This window comes from Chloracidobacterium validum, assembly GCF_018304825.1.
In the GTDB taxonomy this organism is placed as follows: domain Bacteria; phylum Acidobacteriota; class Blastocatellia; order Chloracidobacteriales; family Chloracidobacteriaceae; genus Chloracidobacterium; species Chloracidobacterium validum.
Map to the genome: position 1 here is coordinate 220,794 of NZ_CP072649.1, position 13,023 is coordinate 233,816.

At 61.6% G+C, this 13,023-nt stretch carries 13 protein-coding genes; 5 read left to right on the forward strand and 8 right to left on the reverse strand.

The features are described 5' to 3' along the window. Positions 1–22 precede the first annotated feature (22 nt). Entirely contained in the window at positions 23–574 is a 552-nt protein-coding gene (gene hpf / locus J8C06_RS12040) for a ribosome hibernation-promoting factor, HPF/YfiA family (RefSeq protein WP_211430402.1), read from the forward strand. A 90-nt stretch (positions 575–664) separates the two neighbouring features. On the opposite strand, the gene J8C06_RS12045 is transcribed toward hpf, so the two are convergent. After that, entirely contained in the window at positions 665–2,176 is a 1,512-nt protein-coding gene (locus J8C06_RS12045; RefSeq protein WP_211430403.1) for a hypothetical protein, read from the reverse strand. 172 nt (positions 2,177–2,348) lie between these two features. On the opposite strand from J8C06_RS12045, the gene J8C06_RS12050 reads away from it, so the two are divergent. Then, positions 2,349–3,239 (forward strand): DMT family transporter, encoded by an 891-nt coding sequence (locus J8C06_RS12050; protein WP_211430404.1) that lies wholly within the window; start codon positions 2,349–2,351, stop codon positions 3,237–3,239. Between the two features lie 49 nt (positions 3,240–3,288). Here J8C06_RS12050 and cobO read toward each other — a convergent pair whose 3' ends face one another. After that, on the reverse strand, positions 3,289–3,870 hold the full coding sequence (cobO, locus tag J8C06_RS12055) for a cob(I)yrinic acid a,c-diamide adenosyltransferase (protein ID WP_211430405.1): 582 nt from the start codon (positions 3,868–3,870) through the stop codon (positions 3,289–3,291). Beyond that, positions 3,867–4,280: an acyl-CoA thioesterase gene (locus tag J8C06_RS12060; RefSeq protein WP_211430406.1), complete on the reverse strand. Its 414-nt coding sequence runs from the start codon at positions 4,278–4,280 to the stop codon at positions 3,867–3,869. The genes cobO and J8C06_RS12060 overlap by 4 nt, the downstream gene beginning before the upstream one ends. Positions 4,281–4,374: 94 nt before the next feature. Between J8C06_RS12060 and J8C06_RS12065 the strand changes: the two genes are divergently transcribed. Then, a complete protein-coding gene (locus J8C06_RS12065) occupies positions 4,375–5,688 on the forward strand; it encodes a HEAT repeat domain-containing protein (protein ID WP_211430407.1) in 1,314 nt (437 codons plus the stop codon). 58 nt (positions 5,689–5,746) lie between these two features. On the opposite strand, the gene J8C06_RS12070 is transcribed toward J8C06_RS12065, so the two are convergent. Genes J8C06_RS12070 through J8C06_RS12080 form a run of 3 tightly spaced genes read right to left on the reverse strand, consistent with a single transcriptional unit; the run spans position 5,747 to position 8,946 of the window. After that, positions 5,747–7,309 carry an OmpA family protein gene (locus J8C06_RS12070; protein ID WP_211430408.1) on the reverse strand — a complete coding sequence of 521 codons (1,563 nt, stop codon included), beginning with the start codon at positions 7,307–7,309 and terminating at the stop codon, positions 5,747–5,749. An 8-nt stretch (positions 7,310–7,317) separates the two neighbouring features. After that, entirely contained in the window at positions 7,318–8,328 is a 1,011-nt protein-coding gene (locus tag J8C06_RS12075; protein ID WP_211430409.1) for a VWA domain-containing protein, read from the reverse strand. A gap of 6 nt (positions 8,329–8,334) precedes the next feature. Continuing rightward, complete coding sequence (locus J8C06_RS12080; protein ID WP_211430410.1) at positions 8,335–8,946, reverse strand: DUF1517 domain-containing protein; 612 nt, start codon at positions 8,944–8,946, stop codon at positions 8,335–8,337. Positions 8,947–9,303: 357 nt separating this feature from the next. Here J8C06_RS12080 and J8C06_RS12085 point away from each other — a divergent pair, with 357 nt between their 5' ends. Further along, entirely contained in the window at positions 9,304–11,130 is a 1,827-nt protein-coding gene (locus J8C06_RS12085) for a DNA/RNA non-specific endonuclease (protein ID WP_211430411.1), read from the forward strand. A 291-nt stretch (positions 11,131–11,421) separates the two neighbouring features. On the opposite strand, the gene rpsN is transcribed toward J8C06_RS12085, so the two are convergent. Next, complete coding sequence (rpsN, locus tag J8C06_RS12090; protein WP_211430412.1) at positions 11,422–11,727, reverse strand: 30S ribosomal protein S14; 306 nt, start codon at positions 11,725–11,727, stop codon at positions 11,422–11,424. Positions 11,728–11,806: 79 nt separating this feature from the next. Continuing rightward, the gene (locus J8C06_RS12095) at positions 11,807–12,106 is read right to left on the reverse strand and encodes a type B 50S ribosomal protein L31 (RefSeq protein ID WP_211430413.1); all 300 of its coding nucleotides are present in this window, start codon (positions 12,104–12,106) and stop codon (positions 11,807–11,809) included. A 200-nt stretch (positions 12,107–12,306) separates the two neighbouring features. Between J8C06_RS12095 and J8C06_RS12100 the strand changes: the two genes are divergently transcribed. Continuing rightward, complete coding sequence (locus tag J8C06_RS12100) at positions 12,307–13,023, forward strand: SDR family NAD(P)-dependent oxidoreductase (protein WP_211430414.1); 717 nt, start codon at positions 12,307–12,309, stop codon at positions 13,021–13,023.

The following is a 13,023-nucleotide window of genomic DNA, read 5'->3' on the forward strand; positions in this document are numbered from 1 at the left end:
TTTAGGAGTTTTTTCACCAACAATGAACCTTGACTTCACCGTACGGCACTTCACGCTGACGCCGGCCATCAAGAAGTTTGCCCGTGAGCAAACCAAGAAGATTGCCAAGCTGCTCGATGATCGTGACCACATTCGCCTCCACCTGACCATGGCGATTGAAAAGCATCGGAATCTGGCGGAACTCGTCCTGACGATGGGCGAGCAAGTTCTGACCGGCAAGGCCACAACCGACGACATGTACCAGTCGATTACCCAGGCCACCGAAAAGCTGGCCCGCCAGGTCGGGAAACTCAAGGAAAAGGTCGAGACGAAGCGCAAGACACGCGCCAGCGTCAAGACCGTGACGGCGGCTGCCGAAGACGCCCGTTCGGCGGCAGACGACTCGGCGGCCGATCCCAAAAAACCGCGCATCATCCAGACGCGGCGTTACGCCATCAAGCCCATGACGCCGGATGACGCCGTAACCAGCCTGTCACCCAAGGATCAGTTCGTGGTGTTTCGGAATGTCGAAACCGATCGCATCGGGGTGCTCTATCGCCGCCCGGATGGCAACTTTGGGCTGATCGAGCCCTGAACCACCAAGCCCGACGTGGATGGTCTCCACGTCGGGCAGTGATGTCTGGAAGTTTTCGCCGATAGGAAGCTTCGGTTCGGCCGATGTCCACTAGCGTGGCTGGGCGGAACTCGTGCGCAACAGGTTGCGCAGATACAGCTCACAGACCGGTTGCTGGCGGAAGTTGGTCCCCAGCAGTTGGCGCAACCGCTGGATGGCTTCGTACCGTGAGATACCGGTGTTGGCCTCATAACGTTGCCAAAAGTCCTCCCACCAGTCGGTCGGCTGCACCTTGACGCCATCATATTCGGTCACGCGCCCGGTTTCGCCGCCGGTGACGAGGCTGCCGGCGTATTCAGCCTGGGCGTAAATCCGCTCGATTTGCGCCTTGATCGCGGCGATGTCGGCTTCTGTGGCGACCCCGTTTGACGTGGCTTTGTAAAACTGTACCGTCACCCGCACCGGGAAGCGTTCGTCACGCTCGATGGCCAGGTTGTCAATCTCCGTGAACGGCCCTTCCAGGTCGCCGTGCCCGATGACGGCGTTCTCGATGTCACTCGCCCGATTTCTGGCGAAGCTTTCACTCTTCTTCGCCTCTAGCGCGGCCATTGGGGCTGGCGCGATCATCCGCCGGGGTTTCTGCTTGAGTGGCACTTGGATGAGCAGCACCATGTTGAGGCCGGCGTCATCCCGTGCCTTGCCCGGCGCGGTGGGCGTGGGAGATGTCTTGTCGCCGCCCTTGGCCACGAAGTCGCTTTCGCGTTCACCGGTGAGGCTGGCCCGCTGCCCGTTGGCATTGAAAAACAGCCGCTGGCCCCATACGGCGCCGGTTTCAAAGGCGTCGCGCGTGTTGTCAATGATGGTGGCGCTCGTGCCTTCGCGGGTGGCGAGGATGGTCAATACGGCCGGGTCGCCTTTCATGGATTGGTAGTTGAACACAACCGGGTTGAACGTCGCCTTGCCGCTTTTCGGGATGGGGAGGAAACAGGCCTGGGCGCTGACGAGCACCTTGGTGTCGCGGGGGGCCAGTAAACTGTGCTTCTCGCCTTTCCACGATGCCGGATTGGTCAGGTAGGAGCGCGGGTGCGCTAGGAAATCGTACAGTGAAACCCGCCGCAGCGGTTGCCCATGCTGATTGCCGACGAGCAACGTGAAGTCGCGGGGGTCGAGGTCACAGGTCAAGTCGCTGAAGTTTGGGTAACGGATGACCGGCATGCAGGTGACTTGAAATTGATTCGTGGCCGGATCGCGGAACCCGACTTGAATCGTCATGTCGCTGATGTTGGGGCCGACGGCCGAACCTTTGTAGCGTCCGGTGTCCTCCCACGTGATGTTGAGGATATCGAGTCCGTATTTCCTGGCCATGTCCTGGGCTGCCGAGTTGCTCACCATGCCGGCAGTTTCGGCGATGGCTCGTTGGTATTCGGCGGCTTCCTTGGGTGAAGGTTTTCGTTCCGGGCCGGGCGTGGGTTGGGTCGGTGGTTCGGGTGGTGCGGTCGTGGTCGGGTGGTCGGGCATGGTCGTGGCAGGGCTGATGGACGGTGTGTGGTGGCGGATGTAGCCGGCAACCGAAGCGGTGCCGATAACCAATCCGGCTAAACAGAGCGATAGGGTACGTGTCATGGGCAACCTCCGAAAGGGAGTTGTGATGTTCAGCTCCGTGGACGTGTCGCGTGACAAAAGGTTCCCGCTCACGAAAAATTGTTTTTGTCATCAGGGTCGGGCGCGGGGATGCCGACCCGGCACTGCCATTGCCGGTTGACGCGCCGGATGAGTTGAACGAGCATCCGCGCCGATGCAGCAAGAACGACTCATCGGCATGGCCTGTATCATCACGGCGGCGGCGCTCTGGAGCTTGGGCGGCGTCGGCATCAAGTCGGCCCAGACGGATGCCCTGGCCATTGCGGGTTTTCGGAGTTTCTTTGCCCTGTTTGTGTTGGGTGCAGTGATACTCGGTCAGCTCCGGCACGATGTGGCGCAGCTCCGTGGGACGCTTCAGCGGCGCTATGTGTGGTGGGGCGGCCTGAGCTACGCCCTGACCATGCTTTCCTTCACTTGGGCAAACAAATTGACAACTGCCGCCAATGCCATCTTGCTGCAATACACGGCGCCGGTGTTTGTGGCCCTGCTGGCGCGACCGTTGCTCGATGAGCCGATCACCCGCCGCGACCGCTGGGCGATTGGTGGCTGCTTCTTTGGGATGGCGTGGTTTTTCCTTGGCAAGCTCAGTCTTTCTGGTTTGCTCGGCAACCTTCTGGCGATTGCCGCCGGCGTTGGCTTTGCCGGTATTGCGGTGTGCCTGCGCGCCGATGCGCGGACGCAATCGCCGACCGGTGGCGCGCCGCCTTCCAGTCTGGTGCTGATTGCGCTGGGGAATGCGCTGGCCGCGTTGCTCTGCGCGCCGGCCATGGTCGCCGCTTGGCCAGCTTTGCCAGGGCCGACGCTGGGGCTGTTGGCCGGGTTGGGCATCTTGCAGATTGGGGTGGCCTATGTGTTTTTCGCCATGGGGGTAAGCCGTGTTTCGGCCCTGGAAAGCACCCTGCTGGCCATGCTGGAGCCGGTTCTCAACCCGATTTGGGTTGCCATGGCGACGGGCGAGCGGCCCGCGCCGACGGCGTTCATCGGTGGCGGCATCGTGATCGGCGTCATCATCTGGCGGCAGTTTGGAAAACAGGCGACGGCTTGACGCCCGGCAAGTGGGGCGTCGGTTGCCACGTCCTATCCGCTTGGCTGCCTCAGAACTCAATCCCGACTTGCGCCACCACCCGCCGGGTCGTGAAAGGGTGTTTGACCTCGCGCATTTCGGTCACAAGGTCGGCCATCTCGACGATGTCCGGCGGAGCGTCCCGTCCAGTAAGAATGACATGCATGTGCGCCGGACGGTTTCTAATGGTCTCGATCACCTCGTCGGTCGTGAGCCACCCGAAGGTAAAGGCGTAGGTGATTTCATCCAACGCCACGATGTCGTACTCCGGTGACAGAAGCTTTTCCTTGCAGACTTCCCAGGCCTGCCGGGCAGTCTGGCGGTCCTGTTCCGGGTTGTTGGTGTCCCAGGTAAAGCCATTGCCCAGCGGCAAAATCTCGAAACCAAGCTTCGCGGCGCTTTGGATTTCGCCATAGATGCCGAAGCGCGGGTCTTCGGTCGTCTTGATGAATTGCAGCATCACGACCTTGAAACCGTGGGCGACGGCGCGCATCAGCGTCCCCAGGGCAGCCGTGGTTTTTCCTTTGCCATTTCCGGTATTGACGATGACGAGCGGCGTACGCTTGCGCCGGGCGGCGCGCGCCGCGGGCGTCGGTGGTGTGGATTCGGTCATACAGTTGGATGTTCCGGGGGAGCAGTTTCAGGAAAAATCGGGGTCGGGCGGCCGTCGTCGTTCATGGCAACATAGATCACCTCGGCTTCCGTCACGCGCACGACGATGTTGGGTTCGCGCATCCGCTCAGCGTCCACCGTGACCCGTACCGTGATGGACGTGCGCCCGGTTTTCTCGACCTGAGCGTAAAAGCTGACGGTGTCGCCCACGTAAACCGGCGCGACAAACACGACTTCGCGCATGGCGACCGTCACATAGCGGTGAACGGCAACCCGCCGCGCTTCAATCGCGCCCGCGAGGTCAATGTAACTCAGGATGACGCCGCCGAAAATCGTTCCAAGCGCATTGGTGTCGCGCGGCAGCATGGTTGTCCGAATTGCCGGTGTGAGCGTGGGAGGTACGTCAGTCATGGGGAAGACGTTGCGTGACCAAATATGGGGAAGCCTGCCGCAAGCTAGGTCATGCGTTGAAACCACGTCAATGGTTCGTTAGGATGCGTACGCTATGCGCGTTCTCCGTATGCTGCTGGTAATCTGGCTGGTCGGCGGCGGTTTGAGCCTATGGCTGCCGGCCTTTGGCCAAGACCAGTACTTGGCCGATCTAACGAGTCCTGACCGCCGAACTCGGCGGCGCGCGGCGGCGGCGCTGGGCGACCGGCGCTTGCAGGCGGCCGTCCCGGCACTCCTGGCTACCCTCAAAGACGATCTCGACGTGCAGGTGCGGGCTGAGGCAGCACTTGCGCTTGGAAAAATCAAAGACCCGACAACGCTTCCACCGTTGATGCAGGCGTTGCGCGAACCCGAAGCCGACGTGCGCCGGGCCGTCTTGCGGGCGCTGTTGTTGTTTTACATCGAGGAAGACATCGAGTTCGTGTTTGCGCGGCGGCGGGGCTTTGACCGATTCAATCCTTTTTTGGAAACCGACGAGCCGACAATGGTCCCGGTCGGAACGGTTGTTGCGCCGGAGGTTTTGCAGGCGATTGCCGACACGATGCGAGACGACGCAAGCCTGGAGAACCGACGTTCGGCCGTCCGGGCGCTGGGTGTGTTGCGTGGCGAAACCATGGTCTCGGCGATGGTCGAGGCGCTTGGTGACCCGGCGCTGCGTGATGACATCTTTCGGGTGTTAGCCAAGTTTGGGCGTTCAGAATATGGCTTGCACGTGCTGCCTTACCTGGATGACGGTGACGCCAACATCCGCCAGCGGGCCATTGAAACGGTTGGGCGGTTGCGGACTCGTGAAGCCGTCACGCCGTTGATGGCGCGGTATCGCGCCGCCCGACCGGGGCGCGATGAGAGCCAGCAGACGCAACTGTTGATCGCCCTGGCCCGGATTGGCGACTCGGCGAGCGAGTCTGTCTTTACTGAAAACTTGGCTCACCCAAGCGCGACACGTCGCCGCTTTGCCGCCGAGGGCCTCGGTCGCTGCGGAGCGGTGGCGCAAGCCGACCGGATTTCAAACGACCGCCTGACCGAAAAAAATGAATCGGTGCGGTTGGCGCAGGCGTTTGCGCTGTACCGGCTGGGACGGGTGGACTTCTTGCTGGAAGTGGTCAATCAGCTTGATTCGCTACGTCACGGCGAACAGGCTGAGTCATACCTGCATGCACTGGCCAAAACAGCCGACTTGCATCCCTACCTGCGCCGCGCCGGGCCACGGGGAACGGAGCGGATGCTGCGCGCCCTGGGACAGGTCGGGACGCGCGATGACCTACCGGCGCTACAACCTCTGCTGCGTGACGGCGACCGGCGGATTGCCAACGCTGCCAACCGGGCCATCCGCCAGATCGAAGCGCGGGCCGGGGCGGCACGGGATTGATGCGCCCCATACTGATGCAAAGCCAGGTCTTGCGCCGGCGTGACCTGGAAATTCTAGCTCAGGGAGCCGCCGTCGCGCCGCCAAGATCGGAAGGCGGCGGCAGGATCAGCTCGACACGCCGGTTGGCCAGCCGCCCGCGTGGCGTCGTGTTCGGCTGGCGCGGACTGGCATTGCCCATGGCGAACGCCTGGACGCGCTCGGTTGGAATCCCCCGCGCCGTCAGGTAGCCCAGCACGAGCTGGCCGCGTTCGCGGCAAAAGTCCTGGCGGTACTGTTCTGTCCCGGTGTTGTCCGTGTAAGACTCAATCCGTACGGCCGCTTCGGTCAGCCGCAGAAACTCCACCAATCGGTCGAGCTTGGCCATGGCCGCCGGCGCCAGCGCCATGGGCTGATTGGGGGCGCTGATGAAATCGCCATCTGGAAGCACGAGCACCGACCCCCGCGCTTCAAATCGGGCGTCCACGAAGAGGCGGGCCAACTCCTCCCGCAGTGCCTTGATGCGGGCTTCGCGGGTGGCTGCCTGTGCCCGATCGAGTTCGGCGCGAAGTCGGCGAATCTCCTCGCGCAAGCTCGCCGTGTTGGCATCCCCCTGGGTTTTATCCGCCACCGTGCGGTTGTACTCATCCCGGAGGCGTTCCCGGTCGGCTTCGACTTCGCGGCGTAGTCGCCGTTCGTTTTCAAGCTGGGCCTGGAGTCCGGGAATCTGGTTGGCGCGATCCTGCAAGTCGGCGATGACATCGTCTTTTTCGGCCAGTTCCCGGCGACGACGCTCTGCCGCCAGGCGTCCGACGGCAATACGACGCGCCCGTTCAGCCAGACGAATTGCGGTGTCGGCGGTCTCCGCCGCTTCGTCGCGGCGGCCGCGGCGGTACAGGTCTTCGGCCGCCGCGAAGGCATCCCCGGCCGCAGCCATCAACTGTGGCGCAACGGTGTCGCCTTCGTAGTAACGCGCAATATCCCGCGCCCGCTGCGCCTGCAACAACTCCGGTGGATAGCGCGGGTCGCGGCCGGCCGCCGGTGGTTCAGGACTCACAATCTTGTTTTCCACATCGGCGTCGCCGGAAAAGTCAATCTCGTTGTTGGCAATGAAGACTTGTCCGGCAGACACTTCGGCGTTGGCAGCCACGACCAGGCGCGACGGTGACGTGACCAAGTAGTGCGGCTCGGCGGTGACAATCAGGCTGAAGTTGCGGTGGCGGGTCGTCGTGCTGATTTCCGAACCAAACCAGCCATCGAGCGTATCGCTTTGCCGCTTGCGATACTCGCCCAGATTGTCGCAAACCCCCTCCGGCGTGACGGCCCACATAACGTAGGTGGCTGCCATCGGCCCGACGGTCGCCGGGCGCGGCAGCCGCTTGAGCGTCAGGGAAATTTTCGTGATGCTGCTGCGTCGCTCAACGACGGCTTCGCCGCTCACGTTAGCCCCAAACCGCTGTGTCCCCACCATGGGGATGCGTACTTCCCGGTCAAACGGGTAGCGGATGGTCACCGTGCGAAAGGTGACATCGCTACGTGGCACCGGGGGGGATTGCTGGGCCGCCGCCGGATGCCAGGCGGCCAGGGACAGTCCGCCGCTCAGGCACAGCCCACAAATCACATGGCGAATCATCGAAAGCGTCATAACAGGCTTCACTCAGAGATGTATTCAGTTTGGGAAAAAACTTTCAGTCGCCGGTCACGTGGGCGCACTTCCACCGTGCGCCGTGCCGCCGCCGCCGGCCCGGTCGGGCGATAGACGGCAATATACTGGCCGCTGAGGTCATCTACGATGCGCTTGAAGCTGCGTTCTAGTTCGGTTTCGTCGCCGGGGAAAAACGCCTTGCCACCCGTCGCCGCGCAGAGTTGGTCGAGGGCGTCGCGGTCCACGTCGCCGAAGCGAAAGCGGTCGCCCATGCCTAACGCATACACGATGATGCCTCGCCGGCGGAGATTTGCCGCCACGCGCTCTGGTGGAAGCTGGCTGGCCGTGTCGCGTCCGTCGGTGAGCACGCAAATTGCCCGGCGAATGGCGCGGCGAGTGCCTCCGCTGCCGATGACGCGCCGCGCCGTCCGGCCTTCCAGCACCTCGCGGGCGGTAATGTCGAGCGCGTCATGGAGCGCCGTTCCCAGCCGTGGCGTGGCGTTGTCTTCATCGCGGAAGATTTGTTCGCGCTCGATCCGTCCCAGCGCGGTCTTGAGTGATTTCAGGTGGCTTGTCAGCCCGTTGGCTAGGTTGACTTCACCGCCAAAGGTCACCAGCGCGCCGTAATCTTTGCCGGGCCGGAAAAACGCATCGAAAAACACGTCCACGGCGCGCTTTTCCGCCGGGAGCAACGACGCCTGGCTGTCGCTGACATCAATCAGCACGGCCAGCATCAGCGGTAGGTCGTTGCTGGCGCGGAACAGGTCTATCGTCTGCGGTCGGCCATCTTCGTAAAGCTCGAAATCTTCAGCGCGGAGGCCCGAGACGAGCCGGCCGCGTTCGTCCACGACGCTAAAGACGACGCCCCGTGAATCGGCCACGATGGCAATCTCGTCACCGGGATCGGACAGCGGGGGGGTGGCCGTACGGGGTCGCCCGCCATCCTGGGCCAAATTCGTCCAGGGGAGAGCCAGGAGCAGGGGGAGCGCCAAAGCAAAAACTAACGAGCGTCCAAGCATACAGGCTTACATGATGACGCGCAGGTGACTCCACCCGCCCGTCAGGAGGTCTTCTTCCGAAAGGCCGTCTTCAGGACTCCCCGGCATGACAAAAACGGCATCGGCCAGAATTGTCTCAGGATTGACATACAGGATGCCGTTGACCAGGGAACGCAGCGTTTCTCGCTGCCAGTAGCGACGTTCGTCGGTGACGGCCTCACCGGGCGGGTATGGGACGCTCAGAAGCAGCAAAATGGTTGCCGCGACGTAGTCCTTGCGGTTCGAGAGCCGCCGCATCTGATCCACGGCGTCCCCCACTTCCTCATCTTCGGTCGCCGATTCGGCCGCCAACTCGGCCGACCATTCCTCGAACATCCGCTGCCCCGCCTCGCCGCTGACATATTCCCAGTAGGCGTGGGTCCAGTAGGGTTCTTGTTCGAGCAAGAGCGCGACGATGCGCTTGAGGTAACGCTGTTTGGCGGCTGCGTCTTGAAGATCGCCGTCGGGGTCCGCGACGACGGTAGCAAGCCGGCGTCGCAGCGTGTCTTCTCCAAAGGCGCGAATCACGAGCTGGACGCCAAAGAGGTAAACTTCCTCATCCTTGAGAAACAATCTGGCAAACCATGAACGCCGGGACACTGATTTTTCCTCGTCTGGTGGTGAATCAAAGCTAGGGCCATCACACCAACGCGCCGACGGCCAAACCGCATGTAGCATAGTTGGTACCGAAAAATCAGTGAAAGAATGGCGACGCCAGATGTGTCGGATATGTTTCGAGGCAAGCCCAGAAAGCAGCCGAACGGCTTTCCAGCTAACACGGTGTTTACTTGCGGCGATGCGCGTAACTGATTTTCAAAAAAAGACTTGACTGGGCGCAACACGGGCTGGACGAACGCGATAACTCAGTATGGAATGCCCTACGGCGGCTACCCGGCGTTTAGCCGTTATTGATTTTGCGCTTTTACGTTTGCTCCCGCGTTCTTTGAAAGGTCTGTTATGTCACGTATTGGTAATCCCTTCGCGGCTTTGATTTCCCGCCTCCAACGGGCGCGGGTTGAAGATCAATCCATTGCGCCACGGGCGCGTACACAATCCGCTACCCCGCAGCCGGTGGCGGATGAAACCACCAACCAGCGCCCGGCAGCTTTTCGTCCGGTTTCGCTCGATGCGGCGCACACCGCGCGGGTGGGATTCAACCAGGCCGACCGGCTGCGGGCGAATCTGTCGGCGATGTTTCGTCCGACTGCGGCCCCGGCTATGCCGGCAGCCGTGACGACGGCCGCCACAACGACTGCCGGCGCGACGCAAACGGTGACGGGTTCAGCCGCGCCTAACGCGGCCATCCGTGACTTTCAAGCGACCACCTCCTCCATTGCCATCAATGACGATCTGAAAACGACCGGTGTTCGGGTGGATGTCAACATCGCCCACAGCTACGCCAGCGATTTGGTGGTCAAGCTGCGTTCGCCGGAAGGGCGCGAAGTGGTTTTGCGCAACCGGGAAGGTGGGCGCGGCACCGGCACGGTGAGCTTCACGGCCAACCCGGCCGACTTCAACGGGGTCTCGACGAAAGGCAACTGGACGCTCGTGGTTGAAGACCGCGCCGGTGGGGACATCGGCACGCTGCGCAACTGGTCGCTGGCGCTGACCGGAACCCGTCCGGCAACCGAGCCACCGCCGGTCAATGGCGGACGGACGGTGACGCAAACGGCGACGCCCAACGCGGCCATCCGCGACTTACAGACCACGACCTCCACCATTGCCATCCAGGACGATCTCAAGGCAACGAATGTGCGCGTGGATGTCAACATCGCCCACACCTACGCCAGCGATCTCGTCGTGAAGCTGCGCTCGCCGCAGGGACAGGAAGTCACCCTGCGCAACCGGGAAGGCGGGCGCGGCAACGGCACGGTGAGCTTTACAGCCAACCCATCCGATTTCAACGGTATTGACGCGAAGGGCGAATGGACGCTGATTGTCGAAGACCGCGAACGCGCCGATGTCGGGACGCTCCGAAGCTGGTCGCTGTCGGTGACGGGAACGGAGCGGGCGCCTGTTCCACCTCGTCCGACCCCACCGCCGGACAACAGTCCGTTGCTTCTAGGCAATCCGTCGAATGCCACCACCGACGTTCGCAACGAAAACAACTACTTGGTTGTTCGTGACCAGTTTACGGCGTCCTACAGTCGGGCGGACGCCAAGCCGAACTGGGTTGCCTGGCATACCGATCAATCACATCTCGGACGCGAAGCGCGCGGCAAGTTTGATGAGAATAGTACCGATAACCAACTGCCCGAAGGTTGGCGACGTATCACGACCTTTGACTACACCGGCAGCGGCTACGACCGCGGCCACCACCTGCCGAGCGCCGACCGCACCGCTTCGCGCGAGGCCAACAATGGGACGTTCCTGATGACGAACGTTATTCCCCAAGCCCCGGATAATAACCAGGGGCCATGGGAGCGGATGGAGCGGTATGTCCGCGACCAGATTCGCCAAAACGACATGGAAGCCTATACCGTCATGGGCAGCTATGGCGAAATTGGACGAATCCCTGGACAAGGTGGCGACGCCAACATTGCCATTCCCGACCGGGTCTGGAAGGTGGTCATCCTGATCCCACGCGGCGACAACGACCTGGAACGTATCAACCGCGACACGCAGGTTATTGCCGTGGACATGCCCAATCGGCAGGGTATAAGGAACGAAAATTGGGAAAACTACCGCGTATCGGTTACTGACATCGAGCGCGCGACTGGCCACCAATTCTTCACGAACTTGCCGCCGGATGTGCAAGCGGCGCTCCGTGAGAAGGGAAGGTAGGCCACACAAATCAAGACACTTCAAGCCGCACCGTGGATTGCCTCCGCGGTGCGGCTTGGCACTTTTGAGGTGGAACAGACATTCCTGTCTGTTTTTGGTTCTTCGTGTAGGCGCGGGCAGAAATGCCTACGCCACATTCCAATAGCAAGTGGAACAGACATTCCTGTCTATTTTTGGTTCTTCGTATAGGCGCAGGCAGAAATGCCTACGCCACATTTCCAACAGCAGGTAGAACAGACATGCTTGTCTGTTTCTTCGGTGTCACATCACGGACGGTTGCGCCGAAGTGCGCTACCAACTGGCTTTCTTGACGCCTGGAATTTCACCAAGTAGCGCCAGTTCACGAAACTTGATGCGCGACAACCCAAACTTGCGCAGATAACCACGCGGGCGGCCGGTCAGGGCACAGCGATTGCGAACGCGCACAGGCGATGAGTTGCGGGGGAGGTCCTGGAGCTTGTATTGCGCTGCCTCCCGTTCCTCGTAGGTTGAGTTTGGGTTGCGGATGATTTCCTTCAACTTGGCGCGCTTCTCGGCGTACTTGGCAACGAGGCGCTTGATCTTTTCAGCTTTTGCAATCCGACTTTTCTTGGCCATGGGTACTCTCGTTACGTCATCGGTCGCCGTCTGACCAGCCAGCCGTCTTGGACAGCCAACCCATCACCGGCGGTTGTGCTTATGATTTGGCTGCTGGTTTTGATTTCGTCGCCGGTTTGGTAGCCGACGTCTCGGCCTTTTTCCCGTAGCGCCGGTTGAAACGATCCACTCGTCCGGCGGTGTCCACAAACTTTTGCTTCCCGGTAAAGAACGGGTGCGATGCCGCGGAAATATCAAGCAGCACCAGCGGGTATTCCTGCCCGTCAATGGTGATAGTCTTGTTGGTTTTGACGGTCGAGCGGACAATGTAGTTCACATCGGCCGATTCGTCCCGGAACACAACCGTGCGATAGTTTTCGGGGTGGATGCCTTTTTTCACGGTTCACCTTCCTGCCAGACTAACCGCTACAACTTCAACTGGACGGCGCGTCTGGACTCGAACAAACTAGCCTTCGATGCGCAGGGCAAAGGCCAAAGCGAAACGGTAATGATACACTGAAGTCGTTGTCTTCGCCAAGCGTAAATTCGTCAAACTGCCGGGTGATTGGCTTGCGGCAGGGTGTGAACTGGAGCAGTACGATGTCAATGCCACTGGATGATCGAGTCGTGGTTATTACCGGCGGCGCTGGCGGGTTGGGGCAATCCGTCACGCGCGCTTGTTTGTCGGCGGGCGCCAAGGTGGTTGTCGCGTATCGTGGTCAGCTTGAGCCATCGGGGTTGACGACCCGATTGGGCGCGGATAATGCGGAGCAGCTACAGTGGATCGCTGCCGATCTGACCGACGAAGCCAGCGTGACAGCGTTAGCGGAGAACACGCTGGCGCGGTATGGCCGGGTGGATGGCTGGCTCAATTTAGTCGGTGGCTATGCCGGCGGGGTTGCCGTGGCCGACTTGGCGCTGGCCGACTTTGAGGCAATGTTTACGCTCAACGTGCGAACGGCGTTTCTCGGCAGTCGGGCCGCGCTACGCGCCATGCTTCCGCGCCGGCAGGGCAGTATCGTCAATGTTTCATCGCTCGGCGCGCTGCGTGGGACGGCCGGTCATGCCGGCTATGCCCCATCCAAGGCAGCGGTTATCCGGCTCACCGAAACGCTGGCCGCCGAGGGGGCATCGGCGGGGATTCGCGCCAACGTCGTTTTGCCCGGCCTCATTGACACGCCGGCCAATCGCGCCGCGATGCCCGACGCGGATCGTTCCACCTGGGTATCGCCGGATGCCATCGCTGCCGTACTGGTTTTCTTGCTGTCTGATGCCGCGCGGGGCATCAGTGGGGCGAGTCTGCCGGTGGGCGGATAG